The sequence below is a fragment of the Acinetobacter sp. YH01025 genome, from assembly GCF_013420185.1.
GTDB lineage: Bacteria > Pseudomonadota > Gammaproteobacteria > Pseudomonadales > Moraxellaceae > Acinetobacter > Acinetobacter indicus.
On sequence record NZ_VOYR01000001.1, the window covers coordinates 418,755 to 444,118 of the forward strand.

The 25,364-nt window shown below is 45.3% G+C and carries 21 protein-coding genes, 5 tRNA genes and 1 pseudogene; 14 read left to right on the top strand and 13 right to left on the bottom strand.

Annotated elements, in window-relative coordinates; genetic code table 11:
* Positions 1-91: 91 nt before the first annotated feature.
* From FTT89_RS01965 to FTT89_RS01990, 6 genes are all read left to right on the top strand, one after another.
* A complete protein-coding gene (locus FTT89_RS01965) occupies positions 92-1,606 on the top strand; it encodes a DUF3336 domain-containing protein (RefSeq protein ID WP_005177157.1) in 1,515 nt (504 codons plus the stop codon).
* Positions 1,572-2,408 carry a protein kinase gene (locus FTT89_RS01970; RefSeq protein ID WP_180108396.1) on the top strand — a complete coding sequence of 279 codons (837 nt, stop codon included), beginning with the start codon at positions 1,572-1,574 and terminating at the stop codon, positions 2,406-2,408. Before FTT89_RS01965 ends, FTT89_RS01970 begins: the two co-directional genes overlap by 35 nt.
* Positions 2,409-2,515: 107 nt before the next feature.
* Positions 2,516-2,600: transfer RNA gene (locus FTT89_RS01975), tRNA-Leu, on the top strand.
* A gap of 33 nt (positions 2,601-2,633) precedes the next feature.
* Positions 2,634-2,707, top strand: a tRNA-Trp gene (locus FTT89_RS01980).
* A gap of 39 nt (positions 2,708-2,746) precedes the next feature.
* Positions 2,747-2,831: transfer RNA gene (locus FTT89_RS01985), tRNA-Leu, on the top strand.
* Between the two features lie 86 nt (positions 2,832-2,917).
* Positions 2,918-3,002 (top strand) — tRNA-Leu (locus tag FTT89_RS01990).
* 158 nt (positions 3,003-3,160) lie between these two features.
* Here the strand turns inward: FTT89_RS01990 and FTT89_RS01995 are convergent.
* On the bottom strand, positions 3,161-3,364 hold the full coding sequence (locus FTT89_RS01995; RefSeq protein WP_005177162.1) for a hypothetical protein: 204 nt from the start codon (positions 3,362-3,364) through the stop codon (positions 3,161-3,163).
* Positions 3,365-3,816: 452 nt separating this feature from the next.
* Between FTT89_RS01995 and FTT89_RS02000 the strand changes: the two genes are divergently transcribed.
* Positions 3,817-4,089: a hypothetical protein gene (locus FTT89_RS02000; protein WP_005177167.1), complete on the top strand. Its 273-nt coding sequence runs from the start codon at positions 3,817-3,819 to the stop codon at positions 4,087-4,089.
* A 15-nt stretch (positions 4,090-4,104) separates the two neighbouring features.
* Here FTT89_RS02000 and gloB read toward each other — a convergent pair whose 3' ends face one another.
* Positions 4,105-4,839, bottom strand: a complete 735-nt coding sequence (gene gloB, locus FTT89_RS02005) for a hydroxyacylglutathione hydrolase (protein WP_045795028.1) — start codon at positions 4,837-4,839, stop codon at positions 4,105-4,107.
* 129 nt (positions 4,840-4,968) lie between these two features.
* On the opposite strand from gloB, the gene FTT89_RS02010 reads away from it, so the two are divergent.
* Entirely contained in the window at positions 4,969-6,945 is a 1,977-nt protein-coding gene (locus tag FTT89_RS02010) for an acyltransferase family protein (RefSeq protein WP_180006815.1), read from the top strand.
* Between the two features lie 60 nt (positions 6,946-7,005).
* On the opposite strand, the gene FTT89_RS02015 is transcribed toward FTT89_RS02010, so the two are convergent.
* Positions 7,006-8,238, bottom strand: a complete 1,233-nt coding sequence (locus tag FTT89_RS02015; protein ID WP_005177173.1) for a pyridoxal phosphate-dependent aminotransferase — start codon at positions 8,236-8,238, stop codon at positions 7,006-7,008.
* 155 nt (positions 8,239-8,393) lie between these two features.
* On the opposite strand from FTT89_RS02015, the gene msrB reads away from it, so the two are divergent.
* Positions 8,394-8,813, top strand: coding sequence for a peptide-methionine (R)-S-oxide reductase MsrB (gene msrB, locus FTT89_RS02020; protein ID WP_005177175.1), 420 nt, complete (start codon positions 8,394-8,396; stop codon positions 8,811-8,813).
* On the top strand, positions 8,810-9,292 hold the full coding sequence (locus tag FTT89_RS02025) for a glutathione peroxidase (protein ID WP_104469920.1): 483 nt from the start codon (positions 8,810-8,812) through the stop codon (positions 9,290-9,292). Before msrB ends, FTT89_RS02025 begins: the two co-directional genes overlap by 4 nt.
* Before the next feature lie 124 nt (positions 9,293-9,416).
* On the opposite strand, the gene dapC is transcribed toward FTT89_RS02025, so the two are convergent.
* The 5 genes from dapC to FTT89_RS02050 all read right to left on the bottom strand — a co-directional run bounded on the left by dapC (position 9,417) and on the right by FTT89_RS02050 (position 15,789).
* Positions 9,417-10,586 carry a succinyldiaminopimelate transaminase gene (dapC, locus tag FTT89_RS02030; protein ID WP_180108395.1) on the bottom strand — a complete coding sequence of 390 codons (1,170 nt, stop codon included), beginning with the start codon at positions 10,584-10,586 and terminating at the stop codon, positions 9,417-9,419.
* Between the two features lie 24 nt (positions 10,587-10,610).
* Positions 10,611-13,274, bottom strand: coding sequence for a [protein-PII] uridylyltransferase (gene glnD, locus FTT89_RS02035; RefSeq protein WP_180108394.1), 2,664 nt, complete (start codon positions 13,272-13,274; stop codon positions 10,611-10,613).
* 23 nt (positions 13,275-13,297) lie between these two features.
* The gene (gene purT, locus FTT89_RS02040; RefSeq protein ID WP_373686563.1) at positions 13,298-14,503 is read right to left on the bottom strand and encodes a formate-dependent phosphoribosylglycinamide formyltransferase; all 1,206 of its coding nucleotides are present in this window, start codon (positions 14,501-14,503) and stop codon (positions 13,298-13,300) included.
* 190 nt (positions 14,504-14,693) lie between these two features.
* Positions 14,694-15,041, bottom strand: a complete 348-nt coding sequence (gene ygaH / locus FTT89_RS02045) for an L-valine transporter subunit YgaH (protein ID WP_104472645.1) — start codon at positions 15,039-15,041, stop codon at positions 14,694-14,696.
* Positions 15,031-15,789 carry an AzlC family ABC transporter permease gene (locus tag FTT89_RS02050; protein WP_045795021.1) on the bottom strand — a complete coding sequence of 253 codons (759 nt, stop codon included), beginning with the start codon at positions 15,787-15,789 and terminating at the stop codon, positions 15,031-15,033. Before FTT89_RS02050 ends, ygaH begins: the two co-directional genes overlap by 11 nt.
* Before the next feature lie 102 nt (positions 15,790-15,891).
* On the opposite strand from FTT89_RS02050, the gene FTT89_RS02055 reads away from it, so the two are divergent.
* Entirely contained in the window at positions 15,892-16,386 is a 495-nt protein-coding gene (locus tag FTT89_RS02055) for a hypothetical protein (RefSeq protein ID WP_005177204.1), read from the top strand.
* 353 nt (positions 16,387-16,739) lie between these two features.
* Here the strand turns inward: FTT89_RS02055 and ychF are convergent, their stop codons facing one another.
* Positions 16,740-17,831, bottom strand: a complete 1,092-nt coding sequence (gene ychF / locus FTT89_RS02060) for a redox-regulated ATPase YchF (RefSeq protein ID WP_005177206.1) — start codon at positions 17,829-17,831, stop codon at positions 16,740-16,742.
* A 322-nt stretch (positions 17,832-18,153) separates the two neighbouring features.
* Between ychF and FTT89_RS02065 the strand changes: the two genes are divergently transcribed.
* Complete coding sequence (locus FTT89_RS02065; protein WP_005177208.1) at positions 18,154-18,918, top strand: glutathione S-transferase family protein; 765 nt, start codon at positions 18,154-18,156, stop codon at positions 18,916-18,918.
* Positions 18,919-18,977: 59 nt separating this feature from the next.
* On the opposite strand, the gene FTT89_RS02070 is transcribed toward FTT89_RS02065, so the two are convergent.
* Complete coding sequence (locus FTT89_RS02070; protein ID WP_180172643.1) at positions 18,978-20,573, bottom strand: hypothetical protein; 1,596 nt, start codon at positions 20,571-20,573, stop codon at positions 18,978-18,980.
* Between the two features lie 374 nt (positions 20,574-20,947).
* Here FTT89_RS02070 and FTT89_RS02075 point away from each other — a divergent pair, with 374 nt between their 5' ends.
* The gene (locus tag FTT89_RS02075; RefSeq protein WP_075175482.1) at positions 20,948-21,418 is read left to right on the top strand and encodes an Lrp/AsnC family transcriptional regulator; all 471 of its coding nucleotides are present in this window, start codon (positions 20,948-20,950) and stop codon (positions 21,416-21,418) included.
* Positions 21,419-21,470: 52 nt separating this feature from the next.
* Here FTT89_RS02075 and FTT89_RS02080 read toward each other — a convergent pair whose 3' ends face one another.
* Complete coding sequence (locus tag FTT89_RS02080; RefSeq protein WP_005177213.1) at positions 21,471-22,220, bottom strand: YebC/PmpR family DNA-binding transcriptional regulator; 750 nt, start codon at positions 22,218-22,220, stop codon at positions 21,471-21,473.
* 109 nt (positions 22,221-22,329) lie between these two features.
* Positions 22,330-22,896, bottom strand: a complete 567-nt coding sequence (locus FTT89_RS02085; RefSeq protein WP_005177219.1) for a 1-acyl-sn-glycerol-3-phosphate acyltransferase — start codon at positions 22,894-22,896, stop codon at positions 22,330-22,332.
* Between the two features lie 753 nt (positions 22,897-23,649).
* Here FTT89_RS02085 and FTT89_RS02090 point away from each other — a divergent pair.
* A tRNA-Ile gene (locus FTT89_RS02090) sits at positions 23,650-23,726 on the top strand.
* A 127-nt stretch (positions 23,727-23,853) separates the two neighbouring features.
* Here FTT89_RS02090 and FTT89_RS02095 read toward each other — a convergent pair.
* A pseudogene (locus tag FTT89_RS02095) lies at positions 23,854-24,220 on the bottom strand (transposase domain-containing protein); the annotation flags it as partial.
* Positions 24,221-25,364: the final 1,144 nt, after the last annotated feature.

The window sequence follows — 25,364 nt, forward strand, 5'->3', positions numbered from 1 at the left end:
GAATTATGCAATTGAAGAATGTCTGAAATTTCTGCATAGTTAGGAGACATCGACAGATCAGCGCCTATTCAGCGAAGCGCAGAGGGAAGCTATGTTGTTTAAAGAGTTTAGCCAGGACATTAATCCTCATCAGGCCTATCGGATCAAAAAATTAAAACGAAAAATAGAACATGCCGAGAGTTACGAAGAATGGAAAAATCTGGCACTAAAAATAGATGAAGAATCGGGGGCGCAGGAATGGAAGTATGACAACACCTCGCCGTATTTTGATGCTGAAATTATTGCCCATCGTCTGAATTTATTACGCCGTTACCGCCTGGCAGAGCGAACCAGCGATCTGATGTATATTCTGCGTGAAGGCCTGACCTATGATGTGGCCAATATTGCCCATCCGATGCTGTTTACCGCGACCTATGTCGGCACCAAAAAAATTATTGAAGATTATATTGAAGAAGTCAGCAACAGTCTGGCCTTTATTGCATCCAAAGAATGCCATTTGCTCAGTACCCAGGAAAAAATAGAATTTTTTAAAAACTGTCAGGTGGCTTATGGCCAGCCGGCGATTATGTTTTCAGGCGGGGCAACCTTGGGCCTGTTCCACACCGGTGTGTGCAAGGCGCTGCTCGAGCGTGACCTGATGCCGCAAGTGCTATCTGGCTCCAGTGCCGGGGCGATTATGACCGCCATGCTTGGCATTTCTAAACCATCGGAGATGATGCACATTTTAAATGGCGAATCGTTCTTTACCGAAGCTTTTCATTTTCGCCGCTGGGAAGACATTTTAAAGGGCAATGGCGGTATTGCCGATGTGCGCTATCTAAAAAAATTCCTGCTCACCAACCTCGGTGATGTCACCTTTGAAGAAGCCTTTAAGGTGTCCGGGCTGCATATCAATATTGCAGTTGCGCCTTATGATGCATCACAGGAAGCACGCATCATGAACAGTTATACCTCGCCAGATTTGCTGGTCTGGAGTGCAGCTTTGGCCTCCTGTGCGGTACCGGTGCTGTTTCCACCGGTGCGTTTGACCAGTAAACGGCAGGATGGGGAACATACGCCCTATATGGGCAGAACCCGTTGGGTCGATGGCAGTGTGCGTAGTGATTTCCCGCAGGAAAAAATGGCGCGTTTATATAATGTGAATTACACCATTGCCAGTCAGGTCAATCCGCATGTGGTGCCATTTATGCAAACCGATGCCGAGCGTTTCCGTAAAGATATGCTGAGCTGGCCGGAGCGTATTGTGCGCCGTCAGGGCAAAGTGATTAGTAAGGGGATTATGGACTTTACCCGTGAACGTGTCGGTGGTGTGCCGGCAGTACGCCGTCTGCTCGATCATGGCCATGGCATTGTCGATCAGCGTTATTATGGTGATGTGAATATTGTTGGCAAATATGGCTGGCGTCATTATAGCTATATGTTGCAAAATCCGCGTCCACACCTGTTCCGATTGCTGCAACGCGAAGGTGAACGCGCCACCTGGCCAAAAATCTCCATGATTGAAACCCATGCCCGCGTGGGTAAAACCATTCAGCATTGTCTGGAACTTTTAGAATATCAGCAGAACCCCGTTGAACACGCCAAATCCGAATTTATTGCCGTTTAGTCCGGCTGAACTTGAACACTATTGTTTTGAGTTAAAAACCAAGCCGCAAAGCTTCAAGATGGGGCGGCGTCTGTTTCAGTTTCAACAAGGGCAATCTGTATACTGGTTGAAAGCCCAGCAGAGGGATGCGCATCCGCAACTGAGCGCAGGTTTTTGCCGAGAGCTGGATTTTTATCGCCAGTTTCAACAGGCAGATGCACCGGATTTTTTACTGCCATTCTATTGTAGTCAAAATACCGAAACGCTATGCATTCAGCAGGAGACTTTTCAGGATTATCTGATTGTGCCGGATGCGCCAGCGTTTTTTGCTTTAGCACCCTCACAATTTAGCCTAAGCCAGATTCAAACACGTTTGCTGCAGGTACTGGATAGCCTGGAACAGCTAACACGGTTGGGCTATTCACATGCAGATTTAAAAGCCGAACATTGGCGCGAATGGGCAGGGCAGGTCAAACTGATTGATTTTGAGCAGTTGCAGGCCATAGATGATCCGCTAATGTCCAATATGACTGCCACACCACGCTATATGGCACCTGAATTATTTCATGGTGAAGCCAAAACATTGGCTAGTGATCTTTATGCATTGGGGATTATTGTCTATGAATGGCTGACTCAGCGCCGTTTACAGGCCAAAAGCTATCAGGATTGGGCCTATTTGCATTGTCAGCAGCTTAAAATTGAGTTACCCGCAGCGTATTTGGGCTTTCAGGACCTGCTTGAGGCGATGCTCAACAAACAAAAAAGCCAGAGAGAAGTCAGTTTTTTGGCCTTAAAAACACTGTTAAGCACTGAAAATGCTTAAGAAAAAACCAAAATAGAGGCTTTTGTTTTTTATTTAAACAAACAAGTGGCTTTTTCATAAAAAGGGCTTGTCATCGGGAAGTGATCTCTATAATATACACAGCCATCGGGGGCGTGGCGAAATTGGTAGACGCACTGGATTTAGGTTCCAGCGCTGCGAGGCGTGAGAGTTCGAGTCTCTCCGCCCCCACCACTTAAATATCAAGTGAGCTTGATTTTAGGTAACAGAGGATTGGTGTAATGGTAGCATGACGGTCTCCAAAACCGTTCGTCAAGGTTCGAATCCTTGATCCTCTGCCAGAATTTTGAGAAATCCAGCATTAAGTTGGTACCCGGTATGGGGGCGTGGCGAAATTGGTAGACGCACTGGATTTAGGTTCCAGCGCTGCGAGGCGTGAGAGTTCGAGTCTCTCCGCCCCCACCACTCAAAATCAGCAAGGTTAAACTCCTCGCTTCTTTTGTTGAACCGGCCAGCTTAAGTATTTCTTAAAAAAATTGGCATCTTTATATGGGGATGTGGCGGAATTGGTAGACGCACTGTGTTCAGGTCGCAGCGCCGCAAGGTGTAAGAGTTCGAGTCTCTTCATCCCCACCAAATTCTGAAAAAGCAGGGCAGATGTCCTGCTTTTTTATTGCCTGTTATTTTGTCAGGCTTTTATCTCGCCCAAAGAAAAGCCCGCAGAACAGACGGTTCAACGGGCTCAAGTTATGAGAACACTTTATTTTTCTCGATCAAAGAGTGCGTAAACGAATTCAGGCTTTTAAGTGGTCCTCAAATTCTTCACCGAGTTGTACGGCTAGTGCATTGCCGGCCAGTTCACCAGTGACCAGACCATATTCTTTTTTAAAACTAAAGGTAAAACCACGGCCATCGGCTAAATTTTTGACTGAATATCCCAGTTTTTCTAACCAAATACGAAAGGCAATTAAATTTTTAGCTTTTACCACTTTTTTCACGAGCGTACTCCCTTATCTTCAATAAAGTATAGATATGGTTATATCAAGATTTTTTAAAGGGCAAAATTCAAGAATGTGTCAAAAAATATTGAGACTGATGATTTTTGCAGCAAAAAAGACAGAATTTGAGCGCCTAAAAAACGTGTATTGATGAATAAATCAGCAGAATTTTAAGCAAATTTTAAATTAATTGATTGATATATTTGATGTATTTTTATTCTAAATTTTCAACATTATCTATGGGCTATTTAAGCCGGCTTGAAATAATTTGTTAAATATTGATGACAACACATCTTTAAGTATTTCTTACAACCTCGGCCTGGCGCGAGATAAAAAGTTGTAGCGATCTGCCGGCTATAATTTGCATACGCTGAGTGATTGATGGCTTTATTTTAAGCCATAGCGGGCCTGGAGATCGGGTATCATAAAGTACAGCCACAGGAGTGAGTAAGATGACGCCAAATACCATTGAAGCTGACGTACAGCAGACCATTCAACAGATGCAGCAACAGGGCCAAACCCCGGTGGCGGTAATGCTAGGCCATGAAGACTGGCTGGTCTTTACCGAACAATCGCAGGTGGCCTACACTCCATTTGGCAGTGCGCGTCGTTATCAACCAGCGTTGGGCGGCTTACTGCTGGTACGCATTGATGAAATGAATGCGGTACGTGTGGTGACACAGACCGAGCTGGATGCGTATGCGGCCAGTCACCAGCTGTTATAAACCGGTTAAACCGCTTTAAAAATTATCTTTCATTTCACGTAATTTTTGGAATTCTTCGACGCTGTCCACCCGTAAAAAAGGATTGGTCTGCAGTTCCAGTTCAATTGTACTTGGCAAGGTCGGCTGATTTAGCAGGCGTAAATCTTCCACCTGCTGATAACGCTGTTGTAGCGCCAGATTATCCGGTTCAACATGCAGGGCAAATTTGGCATTGGACAGGGTATATTCGTGGGTGCAGTACACTTGGGTGCGCGCTGGTAATGCCGCCAGACGGTTTAAAGAGTGATACATCTGCTCAAAGGTGCCTTCAAAAACCCGGCCGCAGCCCATCGCAAACAGGGTATCACCGCAAAACAGGGTATCGATGGCATCCATAAAATACACAATATGCCCCAGGGTATGGCCGGGAACCGCCAGTACATCCACCTGCAGATCATGAAATTTAAAATGGGCTTCATGCTGCAAAGGGTGGGTGATAAACGGAATTTTACTCAGCTCTTCGCGTGGTCCATACACTGGAATATTGCGTGATTGCAGCAGCTCCGGCACACCCCCAATATGGTCTTTATGCCAGTGAGTCAGCCAGATCTGGCTTAAATTTAAACCATGCTCACGGCAATACTGTTCCACCGGTTCGGCTTCGGTGGGGTCGACCACAATCACATCTCTGGATGTAGTATGTTCCAGCAGCCAAATATAATTCTGTAACTGGTTCTCAATATCCAGCAGATGCACTTTATAGTTGCTCATCCCTCACCCCCACATAATATGATGCCCAGTATAGCCTGAAAGCGATGTTGTCGTCGCTGTGTATCCAAAATTGATCTTTGACTGAAAAGGTCTACAATAAGCCACGTTTCAATTTTCCCCTGCACGTTCATGAGTTTTGCCTATCGCGCCGATATTGACGGTTTAAGAGCGATTGCCGTCCTGTTGGTGATTTTTAATCATATTGGCCTGTCTATTTTCCCCGGTGGTTATATTGGCGTCGATATTTTCTTTGTGATTTCGGGCTATTTAATTACCTTAATTTTAAGCAAAGAAATCCAGAACCAGACTTTCTCAATCGGTCGCTTTTATAAAAAGCGGGTGGTGCGTTTGGCACCGGCCTATTTTACTGTACTGAGTGTGGTGAGTCTGGTGGCCTGGCAGGTGATGCTGCCCGATGAGCTGAGTCGTTATTTCGACAGTGTCTTTTATGCCACGTTTCTGATGGCCAATATTTATATGCAGCGTGAAGTCGGTGATTACTTCAGTCAGAGTGTCAATGAAGTGCCGCTGCTGCATTTATGGTCGTTGGGCGTTGAAGAGCAGTTCTATATTTTCTGGCCGCTGATTCTGCTGTGCTTTATGAAAAGAAGTAACCGGCAATGGGGTCTGCTGATGGTCGGATCTTTTATTCTCATGTCGTTGCTGTATGCGCAGCAGCAGTTGAGCGTGAATGCCGAGAAAGCCTATTACAGTATGCCGGTCCGCGCCTTTGAACTGCTCTTGGGTGCGCTGATCTGCTTTTTGCCACAAATAAAATGGTCAAAATGGCTGGCACAAACGCTGGTCTGGAGTTGTCTGGCGCTGTTGTTAGGCACGGCAATGTGGTTGGATCATGCCACACCATTTCCGGGCGCAATGGCGCTGATTCCATGTCTGGCAACGGCCTTGATTATTTATATCGGCCAGAGCGTGCAGTCGCAGAATGTGGTACTGACCAACCGTTTTAGCCTCTGGATGGGCAAAATTTCCTATCCTTTATATTTATGGCACTGGCCGGTAATTGTACTGTTCAGTATCTATATGCTGCCGGTTAATGCCGGTTATCAGCTGGCTATGGTGCTGCTTAGTATCGCGCTGGCCTATCTGACTTATCATTATATTGAACAGCCGAGCAAAGGTTTTGTGATGGCTGCCAATTACAAGGTCATTCTGAGCGGTTTTGTGGCGCCGGCGCTCTGTTTTATTGGTCTGGCGCAGCTGGTCAGCCAGCATCAGGGTTTTCCGGAGCGGCTAAGTCCGCAAGTGCAAAACCAGATGGCAGCCCTAAATTCGTTTGCGCATGGCATCCGGCAGAAATGTCACAGCTTTCCCAATCCTGAAACGCTGGCCAATCCGCAAGACTGTGTGCTGGGTGTGGAAAAACCGCAGATTGATTTTATGCTGATTGGTGATTCACATGCCAACAGCTATACCGGACTGCTGGATGTCTGGGCCAAAGATGCCGGACTGCGCGGTTATGACAGCACTCAGGACACCACTATTTATTTACCGGGTGTCCAGCGTGGCCGTGGTGAGCATGAAGTGGCTGCCTTTCAAGCCCGCAATGACGCAATTGAGGCGCATTTAAAACAGCATCATTATCAGTTTGTGGTGATGTCAGCTGCCTTTAGCCAGTATCTGGATGCCGGGCATGATCTGCATCCGAGCGCAGAAGAGGACAGTCAGGTCGCGAATCATTTAGACAGTTATTTTGCCGGTTTACAGGCCGCGGTAGATAGTGCGCTGGCCAGCAGCGAGCATGTGGTGATGCTGATGGATGTCCCGGTGATTGATCCGGATCAGGCCAATTGTTCATTACGCCGTGAATGGCTGGGGATTGAGCGTGAATGCGCGGTGTCGGCAGAGGAGTTCCAGCAGAGCAATGCACCAATTTATCAGTGGATGAGCGAATTGCAGCAGCAGTACCCACAACTGATTGTGGTCGAGCCGACCAAGGTGCTGTGTGATGCGCAGCAATGTGATTTAAGTGTCGAGGGAACGCCGCTGTATCGAAATCAGGATGATGATCATCTCAGTTTTAAAGGTTCGGAAGCGCTGGGGCAGGCCTATTTACAGCAATACGGCAATCCGCTGAAATCACTTTAAGCTTTCTCGTCTGCACAAAAAAGCCGTGAATTGATCACGGCTTTTTTATTGTATTTCAGCTTAGCGGATTTTCGCCAGGAAACGGCCCAAGCGGCTAAGCGCTTCACGTAATTCATTTTCAGCCGGCAGGAACACCACACGGAAATGATCTGGGGTTGGCCAGTTAAAGCCGGTGCCTTGAACCAGTAGCACTTTCTCGGCTTTCAGGAAATCCAGCATCAGCTTTTCATCATCTTCAATGGCGTAGACATTTGGGTCCAGTTTCGGGAAGCAGTACATTGCACCTTCTGGCTTGACGCAAGACACACCCGGAATTTCGTTCAGCATTTCCCAGGCAATATTGCGCTGTTCATACAGACGGCCACCCGGACGGATCAGGTCATTAATTGACTGATAGCCACCAAGCGCGGTCTGAATCGCATATTGCGCCTGATGGTTGGCACACAGACGCATAGAGGCCAGCATGTCCAGACCTTCAATATAGTCGGCTGCGCGTGAACGATCGCCAGTAATGGCCATCCAGCCAGAACGGTAGCCGGCAATACGGTAGGCTTTAGATAAACCGTTGAATGAAATACACAGCTGATCACCAGCCAGGGCTGCAACCGACACATGCTCAATGCCGTCATACACGATTTTGTCGTAAATTTCGTCGGCAAATAAAATCAGATCATATTTTTTTGCCAGCGCGACAATCTGTTCCAGCACATGACGTGGATAAACTGCACCGGTCGGGTTGTTCGGGTTAATAATCACAATACCGCGGGTATTGGGTGTGATTTTGCTTTCCATATCGGCCAGATCTGGATACCAGTGATTTTCTTCATCACATTTATAGTGAATGGCCGTACCACCCGATAGATTGACCGCCGCCGTCCACAGTGGATAGTCCGGCATTGGAATCAGCATTTCATCGCCATCATCCAGCAGGCCTTGCATGGCCATTACGATTAGCTCAGACACGCCATTGCCGATATAGACATCATTAACGTGCAGGTCAAAAATGCCTTTTTGCTGATAATACTGGCAAATAGCCTTACGTGCCGGGAAAATCCCTTTGGAGTCGGTATAACCGACTGCATTTGGCAGGTTCAGCGCCACATCGTTAATAATTTCCTGCGGGGCTTCAAAGCCGAAGGGGGCGGGGTTACCAATATTCAGTTTAATAATTTTGTGGCCGGCTTCTTCCATTTCATTGGCCGCTCGTAACACAGGTCCGCGAATGTCGTAGCATACATGCTCGAGTTTTGAGGATTTTTTAATTTCGCGAGGAGTCGTGTTACCTGTGGACATAATTCCATCCAATTATATGTTTCTGTTAGCAAAAAATAGATTACGCAATTATCACAATCTATACTGAAATTTAGCTAGATATTTTGCAAGCTCTAGCGTAAATATGGAAGTACTGAAGCATGACATTGAATGTCAAAGATTTAAAGGAGTTAGTGATGGGAAAACTCAATAAAACAGACCGAGAATGGCAAAGAGAGTTATCACCAGAAGAGTTTCGGATTACACGACAAAAAGGAACCGAACCGGCCTTTACAGGGAAATACTGGAATAGCAAACAGGATGGGGTGTATGTGTGCCGTTGCTGTGGAGAAGCCTTATTTTCTTCCGACACCAAATACGACAGCGGCAGTGGCTGGCCAAGTTTCTACCGTCCAATTGCCCCGGGGGTTGTGGAAGAACATAACGATCAGTCGCATGGCATGGTGCGTACTGAAATTGTCTGTCATCATTGTGATGCACATTTGGGCCATGTTTTTGATGATGGACCGCAACCGACCGGCTTGCGCTATTGCGTCAACTCGGCGTCATTAGAACTAAAAACACAAGAAAAAAGTGATGAGGAAACCTATCCATGACCAACATTTATCAGTTTGAGGCTGAGTTGTTAGATGGGAAAAATAAATCATTTGCCGATTATGAAGGCAAGGTTTTATTGGTGGTGAATACCGCCAGCAAATGCGGTTTTACCCCGCAGTTTGCCGGACTGGAAAAGCTGTATGAAAAATACAAGCCCCAAGGCTTTGAGGTGCTCGGCTTTCCCTGTAACCAGTTTGGTGGCCAGGACCCCGGTTCCAATGAGCAGATCGGGGCCTTTTGCCAGAAAAATTATGGGGTCAGCTTTCCCATGTTTGCCAAGGTTGATGTCAAAGGCCCGGAAGCACACGCGATTTTCCGTTATTTAACCAATAACAGCAAAGGCATTTTGGGCAATGGCATCAAGTGGAACTTTACCAAGTTTTTAATTGGCAAAGATGGCAAAGTGTTGAATCGCTATGCACCAACCACCAAGCCGGATGCGCTGGAACAGGATATTGAACAGGCCTTACAGGGTTAAGATAGGGCAGATGATTTCAGCATCAGCTTTAATTTTGGGGGGGATGCTTATCCACGCAAACAGTGCTTAATCCTGCCTAAAATAAAAAATCCACTCAATAGAGTGGATTTTTTAATATCAGCACCTACAAAATCGCTTTGAGGCGTTGAATCACCTGTTCGCACTGGGCGATATCGGCCACCAAGGCTAAACGGACATGGTTTTCACCCGGATTCCCTTGCTCAGTTTCACGCGATAAATACCGGCCCGGCAATACTTTAATGTGCGCTTTTTCCATCAGCATTTTGGCAAAGGCTTCATCATTGTCAACTTTGAGCCAGTAATAGAAACCGGCGTCCGGTTTCTGTAAAGGGAGTAGATGCCCCAGTTCGCTTTGGAACAAGTCAAATTTGGCGCGGTATTGCACGCGGTTGTCTTCAACGTGCTGCTCATCATCCCAAGCTGCAATAGAGGCCAGTTGATGCTGTACCGGCATGGCTGCACCATGATAGGTACGGTATTGCAAATACGGTTTCAGTAAATCGGCATCGCCGGCAACAAAGCCTGAACGCATCCCCGGCAGATTGGAACGCTTGGACAGCGAATGGAAAACCACGCAGTTTTTATAGTCGTCGCGGCCTATTTCGACACAAACTTCGAGCAGGCCAGTCGGTGCTTCATCAAACCACAGTTCTGAATAGCATTCATCTGAGGCAATTACAAAACCGTATTGATCGGACAGTGCAATCAGCTTTTTAAACTGGTCTTTGGACAGTACCGCACCGGTCGGGTTGCCCGGCGTACAGACAAATAGCAACGCGGTTTTTTCCCAGACTTCGGCTGGTACGGCATCAAAGTCACCTAAATACTGGTTGTCTTCGGTACAGTTAATGAAATACGGCTTGGCCCCAGCCAGCAAGGTTGCGCCTTCATAAATCTGGTAAAACGGGTTTGGCATCACCACATACGGTGCATCTTCACGTTTCACCAAGGCCTGTACAAAAGAGAAGATCGCTTCACGGGTACCTGAAACCGGTAAAACATGGTGATCTGCACTGATGCTGTTTAGCTTGAAACGGCGACTTAGCCACTGGGCAATGCTGTGGCGTAATTCAGGCAGACCCTTGCTGTTCGGGTAAGTCGATAAATGCTGGAAGTTGTCAATAATGGCCTGTTTTACAAATTCCGGCGCCGGGTGCTTCGGTTCTCCAATCGAGAGGGGAATCAGCGGTAAATCGGCCGGTTGTATATCCTGAAAAAGTCGGTTTAACTTTTCAAATGGATAAGGGTGCAATAAAGACAAACTTGAGTTCATGTAATCGTTACCGATAGGTTGATGTTAATGTTGGCACACCTGATTTGAGGCTTCATCAAGTGCTGCCTTTAATTTGGCCGCAAAGCTTTTGGCTTCTTCTGCATTCATGGGCGCGCCATCTTTTTTGGTGACAAAGAAAATATCTTCAGCACGTTCGCCTAGAGTGGCAATTTTAGCAGAATGAATATCCAGCCCCTGCATCATAAACAAGCCGCCGACTTTGGCAAGTAAGCCCGGCTGGTCAAGTGTCGCAATTTCCACCATGTTCTGGTTGAGTGCGGCATTCAGGCTGATGTCGACAGTATTTTCAATATCAAAATGGCGCAGCTGGCGCGGAATCAGGCGCTGCATCAGCCCCGGATATTTGTCTGACTGGCTTAATGCAGTGACCAGTGATTGAATCACGGTGTCCTGACGCTCGGCATCGGTCAGCAGGGTACCAAAACGGTCCAGTACCACATAAGTATCTAAACTAAAGGCTTTGGTGGCGGTAATAATCCGCGCGTCCTGCACATCCAGATTCATGCGGTCTAAAATCGCCACGGTGGTGGCAAACAGGTTTGGCTGATCTTGGGTGTAAATAAAGATTTGCACGGCATCCTGGGCATATTTACGATGCGCGCGCATCAGTACCAACGGTGCCGGGTTGTCACTGTGCTGCAAGATGGCGCGGGTATGCCAGGCAATTTCATCGGCGGTTTCTTTCAGGAAGTATTCATCGCCCAGTTCCTGCCAGACTTTTTCCACTTCTTCCAGCGAGAAATCCTCGACCAGTAATTCGCTGGCCGCAAATTTGGTGTCTTCAATCAGCATCTGATAATCCACCGGACGACCCAGGCCGGAACGGATCACATCACGGGCATGGGTGTATAGCTGGCGCATCAGCGAGGCGCGCCAGGTGTTCCATAAGGTTGGATTGGTGGCGTTAATATCGGCCACAGTTAGGGTATACAGATAATCCAGATGTTCCATATCGCCCATCAGTTCGGCGAAAGCTTTGACCACATCCGGATCGGAAATATCTTTTTTCTGTGCAGTGACCGACATCAGCAGGTGGTTTTGCACCAGCCAGGCCACCAGATTGCATTCACGTTCGGTAAAGCCATGCGTGCGGCAGAAGGCAATCGCATCGGCGGCGCCAAGTTCACTATGATCGCCACCACGACCTTTGGCAATGTCATGGAAAATTGCGGCCAGATAGACAATGTCACGACGCGCCAGACGCTGGAACACCGAGCTGACCACCGGAAAATCTTTGGCAAATTCCGGTTCTTTAAAGCGGTTCAGGTTGCGAATCAGCAGCAGGGTGTGCGCATCGACGGTATAAATATGGAACAGGTCATATTGCATCAGGCCGGTAATTTGCCCGAAAGCCGGAATATAGTTGCCCAATACACCATAGCGTTTCATTGCCACCATGGTGTCATATAAACGGTACGGCGAGCGTAAAATCGCCATAAATAGCGCCTGATGGACTGGATTATCACGAAAATCGCGGTCAATGCGTTTGGCAGCCAGGGTCAGCAGGCGTAAGGTGCGGGCACGAATCCCGGTAATTTCAGGACGATTGGCCAGCAGATAGAAAATTTCCAGAATCGCACAGGGCTTTTCAGAAAAAATCTTGTGATGCTGCACCGCCAGTTTGCCATCGACCAGTTTGAAGTTTTCATTAATTTCTTCAATCTGGCGTTCATATTGCGGCAGGCGCGGGGTAATCACCGATTCATTAAAATAGGCCAGTAACATTTCATTTAGCGTCGACACCTGCTGCGCGGTGCGGTAATAACGCTTCATGAACTGTTCAATCGGATAATTGGGTGATTTGCCTTCTTCACGGACATAGCCGAACTTGGCTGCAATATCACGCTGATAATCAAACAGCAGGCGGTTTTCATCGCGTTTGGTCAGCAGGTGCAAATAATGGCGAATTTCCCAGAGGAAACTTTCAGCCTCTTCCAGCACGCCCAGCTCAAACTCGGAAATAAAACCCAGATGCACCAGATCATAAATACGGTTGACACGGAAATGCCGTTTGGCAATCCAGCCAATCTGGTTAATATCGCGGATGCCACCCGGTGCAGTTTTAATATCCGGCTCTAAATTGCTTTCGGTATGGTTGTGCTGAGCATAGCGTTTGGCTTGCTCTTCCATCTTGGCATCAAAAAAGGTTTTATCGGTCCAGGTTTGCGACACAATCCGGCGTGGCCATTTGGCCAGATGTTCATTGCCAATAATCAGTCGTGCTTCAATTAAAGCGGTGGCCACAGTCAGGTCATTGGTGGCCTGAATCACGCAATCCTGAATGGTACGCACGCTAATGCCGGGTTTGAAATTACCGACATCCCACAGCGATGAAATAAAGGTTGAAATCAGCTTTTCCTGTTCCGGCGAGATTTCATCTTCTGACAGGATCATGATGTCGACATCGGAATAGGGCAACATTTCGCGGCGGCCATAACCGCCCACTGCAAACAGGCCTAAATCGGTCTGGTCCAGTCCGGCATGTTGCCACAGGAATTTTAGCGCCTCATCAATAAAATTGGAGCGCGCCAGAATAATGTCACGGATCGAATGTCCATTTTCAAAACATTCCCCCAGCTGATGTTCAACATCACTTCGCCACTGATTAATGGCCTGAATGTCATGGTTACTTTTTACGTAATTCAGCAAGGGTAAGGTGTTGATCATGAACAGCGTTCCGTGTTGTGCGACTAGTTTTGATTGACACTGACGTTTTGTGCAGTAGCGTAAGCCAGCTCACGTGCCTGCTCAGTGGTTTCTGCGCGGGCGGTGGCCACACCCATGCGGCGACACTTGAAGCCTTCCGGTTTGCCAAACAGACGTAAATCAGTATCCGGGTGAGCTAAAGCAAGATTCAAGCCAGAAAATGACAGGTTCTGGTCATCCACACCGGCATAAATCACTGCACTGGCAGCCACACTATGACGCGCCGTGTTCACTGGCAAGCCGAGAATCGCACGGGCATGTAATTCGAATTCACTCTGGTATTGTGAGGCCAACGTGACTAAACCGGTATCGTGTGGACGAGGTGACACTTCACTAAACCACACTTGATCGCCTTTGACAAACAGTTCTACCCCAAAAATACCGCAGCCGCCAAGTGCGCTGGTAACCTTGTGGGCAATACGTTTGGCTTCTGCTAAGGCCTGGCTGCTCATTGGTTGTGGCTGCCAGCTTTCGACATAATCACCGGCATCCTGACGATGGCCAATCGGGTCGCAGAATGAGGTTTCAATTTCACCAGTTTCTGGATGTTTAGAGCGTACCGTGAGTAGGGTAATTTCAAAATCAAAATCAATCTGCGATTCAACAATCACGGTGCCCTGATTCACACGGCCACCGGTTTGCGCATAGTCCCAAGCGGCATCGACTTCATCAAAGCTTTTTACCCGGGATTGGCCTTTGCCTGAGGAGGACATCACCGGCTTCACAAAGTTTGGATAGCCAATATCATCACAGGCTGCGCGGAAGCTTTCCAGAGAGTCGGCAAAACGGTAGGCAGAGGTTGGCAGTCCCAGTTCTTCTGCAGCTAGACGGCGGATGCCTTCGCGGTTCATGGTCAGATTGACTGCTTTGGCTGATGGAATCACGGTAGCAACGTTTTGCGCTTCAATATCCAGCAGCACTTCTGTGGCAATGGCTTCAATTTCCGGCACAATCAGATGCGGTTGCACCTGAGCAATCAGCTGTTTCAGTGCGTTAGGATCGGCCATATTAATGGTATGGGCATGATGCGCCACTTGCATGGCAGGGGCATGATCATATCGGTCGGCGGCATGCACTTCTACACCTAAACGCTGTAAAGAAATCACCACCTCTTTCCCCAATTCTCCTGAACCCAATAGCAATACTTTAAATGCCGAAGCTTGAAGAGGAGTACCAATCGTCACGCTCATGTAATTCATCCATGCTTGATTTTATGGGCTTTTAGCATAGCAGAACTGCACCGCGATGTTAGTGCCGATTCGGAGAAAATCGTGATTTTGTCCAACAATTTTTAGACGCAGTGGGCAAGAGGAAATACAGTGTTGAAAACGCAGCACAACTGCAGCACTGCGTCAATGGGTCTGGTGTTGAAGTCAAAACCTAGAAGGAAAATGGAATATAGGTATAAATCAGGCCATAGGTCACGGCCGCAGTCAAGGTGGCCGGTACAATTTTCTTGTATTTAAAATACAGCCCGGCCAGCACTATAAATCCGACCAGCATGGCAAAACTTTTATTGGGCGTTTCCAGTAACGGTGGCAAGGTCGCGACCACCAGCATTGAACTGATTGCGGCAATACCAATTGAACCCAAAGCAATCTTTAGCCAGAGGGCACCCCGTTTTTGTGAGTCCTGCTGAAACTTCTGAATCACAAAAAACGGTCCAAAGCGTGAAGCAAAATTGGCGATGCCGACCACAATTCCGACCAGAATAATTTCAAGATTCATGTGAGCCTCCTGCGTATGCATCATCCGGTTGTTTTAAGACATAGTGTTTGAACAGACCTGCAAAAATGCCCGATAAAATACCAATAAAGATGGCAGCGGACAGGTCAATGAAATAGCAGGCGATAGCTGATACCACCAAAGTCACACTGACCACAAAGGTATGTTTTTTCTCAAAGGCGGCCAGCAGGAAACTCAGGAACAGGGCCGGTAACAGGAAATCCAGTGCGGCTTGTAAAAACTGCGGCAGCTTACTGACCTGATCGGCAAACAGACCGCCCAGTAAAGAACCGAGCGCCCATGACATCCAGCTAAACAGACTTAAGCCGAGCATCCAGGATTCCGACCATTGTTGCCGGCGCTGCGACAGCTTGATCATGCCAGAAGCAAAGACTTCATCGGTCAGGCCCCAGGCCCAGATCGCGGTTTTCTTTAAATTGAGCCGGTCCTGAATCAGGTTGGTTAAGGCCGGGCCATAGAGCAGATGGCGAATATCCAGTGCAATGACAGTCAGGGCGGTCATCCAGATGGAGGTGCCGCTGCCTAACAGGGCCACCACCAGAAACTGGCTGGCACCGGCATACATGGTGCAGGATAAAAACAGGGCTTCCCAGGCGCTAAAACCGAATTGGGTTGCCGAAACGCCAAATGCAAAAGAAACGGGGAGATAAGTAAAAATAATGGCTTGGCTATCTTTAGCGCCTTGCCAAAAACCGGCTGGCTGTGTGGAAAGCGTTTTGTGTTCAGACACGACACACCTGAAGGAGAGTTGAACAAGGAGTCAAATGATGATTGTGTATTGTACCCGAATTCACTAGCATAGTGCCGAAATGTTTGTTGAAGCGAGCCAGATATGTGGATGTTCAAAACACGTCAATTTGTGGTTGCAACTGTACTGGGCAGTAGCCTGTTATTACAGGCCTGTGGGGGCGATCAGTCCGGTGAAAAGCCGGAAATTAAACCTGCACCGAAACTGACCAATGATGCAACGGCGTATGCAGAAGCGGCCTGGAAGCTGATGAATGAGGTGGAACCTTATGTTTATCGCAAACAGCGCAATTTAATTGAAGATAATGTACGCAAACCGGCGCGCCAGTTAAGCACCGAATGGCGCATTAACGTCAAAATGACCGATTCAGTCACCGAAGGAAAATATGCCTTATGCCGTAAAGCACTCACCAGTCTGGAAATCTGGGCGCGTGCCACTTTGGAAAGTAGCGCAACGGTAAGCCAGAAACAGGCCGATTATGAACGCGATAAACAGCAATGTGCCGATGCGATTGCCCATCCGGAACTGGGCAATACCGATCCCAAACAAAAAGGCAATGCGATTGCGACAGCATCCTGAAGCATCAATAAGCGGAGTTCTGGCTCCGCTTTTTTAATGGCGCCGCCGTATTAAATTGATCTTTGCAATCAGAATAGCGATTACATTACACAATTAGTCTGCAAGATATTGGCGCATCTTTCACGGTGCTGAACGGTTATGGTGCGCTTGAGTGCACTGAAATCAAGCGCTTTCGAGAACTGGAAAGCGTAGGGAATTCAATAACATCTCAGTAAATCAAAGAAGATATCGAGATCGGTTCGCTGATTGATTAATTTTCTTGCTTAAATTGTGGTGAGCCAAAGATTGCTCTTCAAAAAAAGAGTATAAAAAAACCCTCAAATATTTGAGGGTTTTTCATTGATATCAGGCGATTACACGTTAAAACGGAAGTGTAAAACATCACCATCTTGTACGATGTAAGTTTTACCCTCTAAACGCCATTTACCTGCTTCTTTGGCACCGGCTTCGCCGTTGTATTGTACGAAATCATCATAGGCCACACATTCAGCACGGATAAAGCCTTTTTCGAAGTCGGTATGAATGACACCTGCCGCTTGTGGAGCGGTTGCACCGACTTTCACCGTCCAGGCACGTACTTCCTGCACACCGGCAGTGAAGTAAGTTTGTAGGCCGAGTAAGCCATAACCTGCGCGGATAACCACGTTCAGACCAGGTTCTTCCATACCCATTGCTTCTAAGAATTCAGCACGTTCATCATCTTCTAACAATGAAATTTCAGCTTCAATCTGGTTGCAGAGTGGTACTACAATCGCATTTTCAGCTGCTGCCAGTTCACGTACTGCATCTAAGTGCGGGTTGTTTTCAAAGCCATCTTCCGCCACGTTGGCAATATACATGGTTGGTTTTAAGGTTAATAAACCAAAACCACGAATCAGTTTACGTTCGTCATCGTCCAGATTGGCTGCACGTGCCGGTTTGCCTTCATCCAGCAATGGCAGGATTTTTTCTAAAACGGCTTTGGTCGCAACCGCTTCTTTGTCGCCGCCTTTGGCTGTTTTGGTTAAACGGGTCACGGCTTTCGATACCGTTTCTAAGTCGGCCAGCGCAAGTTCAGTGTTGATGGTGGCAATATCGTCCAGCGGGTCAATTTTACCATTCACATGAATGACGTTTTCATCTTCAAAACAACGCACCACGTGAGCAATCGCGTCAGTTTCACGGATGTTGGCGAGGAACTGGTTACCCAGACCTTCACCTTTTGAAGCACCTGCAACCAGACCGGCGATATCCACAAATTCCATGGTGGTCGGCAGGACACGTTGTGGGTTTACAATGGCCGCCAGTTTGTCTAAACGCGCATCCGGCACCGGCACAATACCGGTGTTTGGCTCAATGGTACAGAACGGGAAGTTTTCAGCAGCAATTGCAGCTTTGGTTAAGGCGTTGAAAAGAGTCGATTTACCAACGTTAGGCAGACCTACAATACCACAATTAAAACCCATGAAATGACTCACAAAGTGTTATTCAAAAATTGTCGCTGATTTTACATGAAAGCCAGCATAAAGTCAGGTCATGGCGGGGATGTTTGTTGAAAAAGCATATTTCTGAAATATGTGCTGCGGATGGTGGGTAATGCGTGCCATATCTTTGGTGATTTTTAAACAGGATAGCCTGACCTAAATACGCTTGATGAAGCGTTTGGCCGAATACCGGCGATTTTTGAATAAAAAGCGCATTGTTTTTCAGCAGCAGTATGACTAAAGTAGCCAATGGATGTTGGCTGTTCAAATTATTGAACAAAAAATAAAAATTGACGGAGAAGATATGCGTATTTTGTACCAGTTTCCTTTATCTCATTTTTGTGAAAAAGCACGCTGGTTGCTGGATCATAAGGAACTGGATTATAACGCGCAGAACTTAATTCCGGGTGTGCACCGGGCTTTTGCCAAGCTAAAAACCGGACAAAACAAGCTGCCGATTTTACGCGATCAGGATCAATGGATTGCGGACAGTACCCAAATTGCCCTGTATTTAGATGAGGTGTATCCGGAGCATACCTTATTACGCCCAGACCCGACACAGCGCAATGAAGCACTGGAGATTGACCAGTTGGCCTCGACTCTGGGTTATCACGTTCGCCGCTGGGGACTGGCACATACTTTATCTGAAAGTGAGCAGCCTTTAGATTTGCTGATTGGTGAAAAAGGTTATTTACGTCAATTTGAAAAATACTCCAAACCGATTATGAAGATGCTGATTTCCAAAGGCTATCAGCTGGATCAGGACAAGGTTGATGAATCGGAACGGGAAATGCGCCGTTTAATAGCCGAATTAAACCAGCGTCTGATAGCCAATGGCGGCGCATATTTTGTCGGTGAGCGTTTAGGCCTGGCGGATATTGCGGTCTGTTCCATGCTGGCTCCGATTCTGGAAATTCAGGATACACCGTGGGAAAAAGAGCAGGGCGAAACTTTGTCCGAACAATTCCTGCAATTTAAACAGGAACTCAGTGATTTACCTTTAGGGCAATATGTACTGAGAATTTATCAGACCGAGCGTCATGCCCGTGTGGACTGGCGTGGTATTTAAACGGCAACCATAAAAAATACGCGCCTGTAGCGCGTATTTTTTTGACTTTATCAAATCCATTAAATGAATGGTGTGGATGAATCCAGATCAATTGCAGGCAGTTGCGGCGCAAGGCTGAGCAGGTCAAAGTTGCTGCTACTGCTTTCTGTACTGGTCGATTGCAGAGCTTCTTGAAGTTCAGGTAACAGGTTGTCCAGACTCAGACTGCTGTCTGCTCCTGTGCTGGCACCTTGTAACAGATCTTCCAGATTAAAGTCAGTTGAACCGAATACATCGCCCAAGCTGTCAGTAAGATTGCCTAGGTCAAAGTCTGTGCCACCGTCAGTCAGACCTTCCAGTAAGCTACCTAAATCAAAATCACTGCCGATGTCTGTGAGGCCGCCAAGTAAGGCACTTAAGTCAAACTCACTGCTGCCACCTGTTAAGCCTTCAAATAACTGGGTCAGTGTTTCAAGGTTCGGATCACCGGTGTTATTGCCGATGAGTCCTTCAAACAGTTCAGAAATCGTTTCAAGGTTAATTTCACCCGTATTACCACCGATTAAGCCACCGACCAGTTCTGAAATTGCACCAATATCAAAGTCGCCGGTGCCACCGCCAATCAGACTACCGACCAGATCAGCAATGGCTGCAATGTCGAGATCACCTGAACCACCACTAATTAATCCGCTGACTAATCCGGCAATTGCACCGATATCAATATCGCTAGCGCCACCACCGATGAGACCACCGACAAGCTCAGCAATCGCTGCGATGTCGATATCGCCTGAACTACCACCCATCAGACCGCTTACCAGCTCTACGATTGCACCGATATCAAAGTCACCCCTACCGCCGCCAATTAAACCACCAACCAATTCAGCAATCGCTGTGATATCGAGATCGCCTGAACCACCACCGATTAATCCACTGACTAATCCGGCAATTGCACTGATATCAATATCGCCAGCGCCACCACCAATTAAACCGCCAATCAATTCAGCAATCGCTGCAATGTTGATAGCGCCTGAACCACCACCGATTAATCCACTGACTAATCCGGCAATCGCGCCAATATCAATATCACCAGCACCGCCGCCAATCAACCCACCAACCAATTCAGTAATCGCTGCGATGTCGAGATCATTCGAACCACCACCCATCAGGCCGCTCACCAGTTCTACGATTGCGCCAATATCAAAGTCGCCGGCACCACCGCCGATGAGACCACCGACCAGGTCAGCAATGGTACCAATATCCAGGTCGCCCGTATTACCGCCAATCAAGCCACCAATCAGCTGGCTGATGGCTTCAAAATCCAGATCAGCAGTATCACCGCCAATCAGACCACCGATTAAATTGCTAATTGAGCCCAGATCAAAACTGCCCCCATTGGCTTGGGTCAGTTGATTAATCAGGCTAGAAATATCCAAACTGCCGCTATTACTTCCTGTAAACTGGCTGATTAAATTGCTAAGACTGCTACTGTCCAGGCTGTTTCCAGACAACAGACTTTGCAATAAGCTGTCGAGGGTTGGGGTAGAGGGGCTGGTGAGTTGTCCAAACCAGTTCGACAAGGTCGAGCTGATGCCACTGAAAAAGCTGCTGGTTTGGGTTTCGACAGTTAAAACCGGGCTGAGCTTGCTTTTCAGCAAACTGAAAGATTTAAAAGCCATGAAGACGATTCCTTGTGTTCTTATGTTTTTGTTTTGCTGGTGTTGAAACGCATCTTTTTTTAATCTATTTGTATACACTTGTAAAAGATGAACGTTCTGGAATTAGCTGTATTTGGGCAGAGAAGGCAATTTAAACGCAGTAGAGAGAAGGAAATTTTTGAGAAAACAGCGGTTTATTGAAGCTAACCGTTTATCTGTTTTTAAAAGATCAAGATAAATGGCAGAGGTCTGATCCGTTAGGCTACAGTTGTGTCTGCACATCATATCTTGAAAAAAAATTTCAATAGATGAAAAATAATGAGAAATAAATATTGTTGTGGTACTGATTCGGCTAAAATTATAAAGTGTCATTGCCTGTTAAAAAGAGTATAAAAATGGAACTGGATCGCTTTGATAAGCATATTCTTGAAATTTTAAGTCATGAAGATGTCAATTTAAATGAATTGTCGGAGCGGGTGAATTTGTCGGTGAGTTCGGTACATCGCCGGATTAAAAGCCTGATTGATCATAATATTATTTCAGGTTTAAAACGGGAAATTAATTACCAGAAACTCGGCTTTAGTCTGCATGTCCTGTTGCAGGTGTCGCTGAGTAAACATGATACCGATACCTTTGCCAAGTTTCTGGAAGAACTGGAAAATATTCCCGAAGTGATTAATGCCTTTTTGGTGACCGGGCAAACCGCTGACTTTATTGTAGAAGTGATTGCGCGGGATATGGAAAACTACAGTGACATTTTACTCAAACGCATTGGTAAAATTGACCATGTGGTGGCGCTGCATTCGAGCTTCGTCATTAAAGAATATAATGTTTTAAACTGCTCGAATTTGCTCAATAAAGTTTAATTTCTAAGAAATAAAAAACGCGCCAGATGAGCGCGTTTTTTATCTGTAAGTTTTAAGCATCTAAGGCTGCTAAAACGTCATCAGAGAATTCAACGTTGGTATAAACGTTCTGAACATCATCCAGATCTTCAAGCATATCAATCATCTTCATGATTTTCTTAGCCTGATCGATGTCGGTGATTTCAGCTTTGGTTGATGGGCTCATCACCACTTCAGCATTGTCAGACTTTAAACCTGCTGCTGCTAAAGCATCCTGAACGGTACCAAATGTTTCTGGAGTGGTAATCACCAGAATTTCATCTTCAGAGACTTCAATATCTTCTGCACCGGCTTCTAATGCCACGTCCATGATCTGATCTTCTAAAGACACATCTTCAAACGTAATTTCACCACGTTTGGTGAATAAGAAGGCCACTGAACCGTTGGTGCCTAAGTTACCATCGGTTTTAGAGAAGCAGTGACGAACGTCTGGTACGGTACGGTTTAAGTTGTCAGTCATGGTTTCAACAATCACGGCCACACCGCCGACACCATAACCTTCATAGGTGACTTCTTTTAAGTCATCGTTATCTTCACCGCCAGCACCACGTTGAATCGCACGGTTAATCACATCACGTGTCATGTTGACTGATAATGCTTTTTCGACTACAGCACGTAAGCGAGGGTTGCTCCCTGCATCCGGACCGCCGAGTTTAGCAGCAGTTGTCAGTTCACGAATGTATTTGGTAAACAACTTACCACGACTAGCATCTTGTTTGGCTTTACGATGCTTGATATTGGCCCACTTGGAATGACCCGCCATGCGAAATATGCTCCTTGTAGATTGGCTGTATGCCGATCGAATTGCACAGATTCTACCATAAGCCCTTTTTCTGAAAAAAGGGCAGGGTTTTAAGTTTTAACTGAAAAATTTACGCTGTTTTCACGTCTGGAATAATAATATCCAATCCGGTGTTTTCTTTATAGAGCTGTTTGATCAGCGCGAGATCATGCGCCAGGTCGGTTGGATAAATTTTACCAAAAATCCCGCCTTGCTTGGTTTTAGAGTTGGCATACATCAGCACAATCGGCACATTGGCGGCTTTGGCAATATGCCAGAAACCGGTACGAATTGGCTTACGTGCTTCACCATTTTTGGCACGGGTCGCTTCAGGAGCAATCACCAGATTGAATTTTTCATTGCGCTGGAACAGCTCCACCATTTGTCCCACGATGTCCTGATTGGCTTTACGATCAACCGCAATACCGCCCACGGCTTCAAGTACCGGTTTAAGTGGACCTTTGAATAATTCTTTCTTGATTAAGGTATGAATTTTCATGTCGAAAATTTGGAAGATGGCCAGTGATAGCACTGCATCAAGCATCGAGGTATGCTCAAAACCAATAATGACCTGTTTATCTTCCAGAATATCAGGTTCGACGTTATAGCTCCATCCGGCAACTTTAAATGCAGCTTCGCCAATAAATTTTTTTAACATGGGTACAGAGTAAAACAAACGAAAGCGCATAATTTGTGCTTGTTCGGCTTTAGAGTCAAGGGTTAATTTGTGCAACTGTGCAGAAAAAATAAAGACCTGTTTAGCCGCAGAATATAATCTAACAACTTATTGTTTTTAGATATAAATTAAAAGTTATTAAGACTTAAAATAAATGAGTATATAGAAAATTACTATTAAAAAAGTGAAAAAAAAGCTATTCAGCAGATAATTTAAGCATTAGACTTTTGTCGTAGATAGGTCGTAGTTCAGGCCAATGTCCAACTTTAGGCTTAACCTCAACAGGAATAGCAAAATGACATATTTGACCGCACTAATTGTTGCTTCGCTCATTTTAATGGTGATTGTGCTTTGGTCTATTGCTGAACTTGTGTTCGAATCGCGCAAAGAAAAGTCACTGAACTCAAAAAGAGTTTAAAATTTCAGCAGTACGAATACTTTATAAGTTTTTGTACTCACGGTATAAAGTTATTTCAAAAAAGTATAATTTTTTATTGATTTATTGCTTTTTTATCTTAAAAAAAATAAATTTCGAATTTACCTCTCATGATATGAGCGCAGTTTCAGTGCAATGCTTGATGAGATGATGTTGTGCAATTTCCTGCTAATTTTTGAGCTTCTGGTTAACTGTTGTCTTACTGTACAAGCGATTTTGAAAGGGCTTGTATTTTAAAAAAATCTTCGATAGTATTCATGGCGCCTGAACTTGTTGATATATAACAATTTCAGTGAAAAGGGCCTATAGCTCAGTTGGTTAGAGCAGCGGACTCATAATCCGTTGGTCGACAGTTCAAGTCTGTCTGGGCCCACCATATAAAACAACCACTTACGTGTACTAATCGTAAGTGGTTTTTTTGTTTTTAGATTCTGGTAAGCAAATGGTAAGCAGCTTAAATCAACATTATTCTGTAAGCATTCGCTAAACCCCATAGCTATTTTTTAATTTGAGTTGGGTTTCCATCGGTGTGGAAGTAATTCTTCAATCTGGGTCACTTTATGTATCGGCAACCTTTTCGGCACATCACTTAATTGGGCATGCGGATCCAGTCCATTCAGCTTTGCTGACTGAATCAGGTGTATGATATTAGCTGCTCGCTGACAACTGCTCATCGAGCCAGCAAATAACTAGTTATTACGTCCCAAGGCCCTGGAACACATCTGATTTTAGATCCCTTATGAAGCAATGCTTCTTATGTTGATTGGTAAGTTACCATCAACCAGATAGCGGCCAGAGTGCTTGCCAGTTTTTTAGGCTGTAGTTGATCCTCAGAGCGGTTAGGGAATCCGATAGCAGCGTCAGATGGTGTTAGTTGAGCCATTAATATAGTCTTGATTTGAGGTATTCATTAAAGCGTTCAACTTTGCCTTTGGTCTGTACATAGTAGGGCTTACATAGCGGGGGCAAAAACCATATTTTTTTTAACACAGTTGAGCTGTTAGAGTTCAAGTTTGGTGACTGATTATATTGTTGCAAGATATTCCCTTAAGATTCTGACCGTTTCTAGATATTCAAACTCTAAAACTTCTTGGTAGAACACAACGGCAGGAATCCATTCAGGATAAACAGCATTTATGCGTTCGAGCAAATAAAGTTTATATAAGTCAAGAATACATATTCTAGGTTATAAGCCGATACTGTAGTGTGAACTTGAGCTGTAAATATTTACGCATTGTATTTTTAGATACTACAAGTTTTTGATTTATTAAATTAAAATAATAAACCTTGTTTATACGGTGTGTGGACTGTTACTTCTTGTGCTAAAAATAAAATTTTTGAGTATTTTAAAATGACGTTATATTAACTATTGGGTTACTTTTAATACTGCTATAGGGATATTTTACACTGCTGATAAAATATAAAAATTAAACCCAATTGATATATTAACTTAACCTGTTATTGTGTTATTGTAATGAAGTAGGTCAACTGTATGATAAATTTTTAATTGTAATCTTATTCTTTAGTATATTGTGATTTTAAATAATGATGTTTAAGGAGTATAGTTAAATAATATATTTCAAAAAAATAATAAATATAATAGATATCTTGCGTTAGTCAAAATTTAATCAGTGGTAAGCTTTGATTTTTAAATAAATATCAAAGTCTAAAATAGTCAAAATAATACTTTCGCAAGAGGTCTAATTATTATGTTTAATGGTTTTTAATGAGGTTCTATTTGAACAGTAAAATTATAATTTTTATATTTTATAATTAAGTAATAGAAAGTATATAAAGAATTTTGGTTTGTTAGACCGATTCTTCCGAACTGAGTGCTGTTGAAGATAATGAGATTGACAGTCCCTTGGAAGGTACTCATTTTACTTTTGTGGTTCCATATTTTCATCAAAAATATCTCATATAAATCAATGCCATGGTTTTTATTCTGGGTTTTTTTAAATCTTCTTTAGTATTATGAAATCATAAAAAAGTTTCAGATGTATATGAATTACTT

Bases quoted from the DNA above. Each gene is read 5' to 3' on its own strand.
- FTT89_RS01965 (WP_005177157.1), top strand. From the start codon at position 92: ATGTTGTTTAAAGAGTTTAGCCAGGACATTAATCCTCATCAGGCCTAT.
- FTT89_RS02000 (WP_005177167.1), top strand. From the start codon at position 3,817: ATGACGCCAAATACCATTGAAGCTGACGTACAGCAGACCATTCAACAG.
- gloB (WP_045795028.1), bottom strand. From the start codon at position 4,839: ATGAGCAACTATAAAGTGCATCTGCTGGATATTGAGAACCAGTTACAG.
- FTT89_RS02010 (WP_180006815.1), top strand. From the start codon at position 4,969: ATGAGTTTTGCCTATCGCGCCGATATTGACGGTTTAAGAGCGATTGCC.
- FTT89_RS02015 (WP_005177173.1), bottom strand. From the start codon at position 8,238: ATGTCCACAGGTAACACGACTCCTCGCGAAATTAAAAAATCCTCAAAA.
- msrB (WP_005177175.1), top strand. From the start codon at position 8,394: ATGGGAAAACTCAATAAAACAGACCGAGAATGGCAAAGAGAGTTATCA.
- FTT89_RS02025 (WP_104469920.1), top strand. From the start codon at position 8,810: ATGACCAACATTTATCAGTTTGAGGCTGAGTTGTTAGATGGGAAAAAT.
- dapC (WP_180108395.1), bottom strand. From the start codon at position 10,586: ATGAACTCAAGTTTGTCTTTATTGCACCCTTATCCATTTGAAAAGTTA.
- glnD (WP_180108394.1), bottom strand. From the start codon at position 13,274: ATGATCAACACCTTACCCTTGCTGAATTACGTAAAAAGTAACCATGAC.
- purT (WP_373686563.1), bottom strand. From the start codon at position 14,503: ATGAGCGTGACGATTGGTACTCCTCTTCAAGCTTCGGCATTTAAAGTA.
- ygaH (WP_104472645.1), bottom strand. From the start codon at position 15,041: ATGAATCTTGAAATTATTCTGGTCGGAATTGTGGTCGGCATCGCCAAT.
- FTT89_RS02055 (WP_005177204.1), top strand. From the start codon at position 15,892: ATGTGGATGTTCAAAACACGTCAATTTGTGGTTGCAACTGTACTGGGC.
- ychF (WP_005177206.1), bottom strand. From the start codon at position 17,831: ATGGGTTTTAATTGTGGTATTGTAGGTCTGCCTAACGTTGGTAAATCG.
- FTT89_RS02065 (WP_005177208.1), top strand. From the start codon at position 18,154: ATGCGTATTTTGTACCAGTTTCCTTTATCTCATTTTTGTGAAAAAGCA.
- FTT89_RS02070 (WP_180172643.1), bottom strand. From the start codon at position 20,573: ATGGCTTTTAAATCTTTCAGTTTGCTGAAAAGCAAGCTCAGCCCGGTT.
- FTT89_RS02075 (WP_075175482.1), top strand. From the start codon at position 20,948: ATGGAACTGGATCGCTTTGATAAGCATATTCTTGAAATTTTAAGTCAT.
- FTT89_RS02080 (WP_005177213.1), bottom strand. From the start codon at position 22,220: ATGGCGGGTCATTCCAAGTGGGCCAATATCAAGCATCGTAAAGCCAAA.
- FTT89_RS02085 (WP_005177219.1), bottom strand. From the start codon at position 22,896: ATGTTAAAAAAATTTATTGGCGAAGCTGCATTTAAAGTTGCCGGATGG.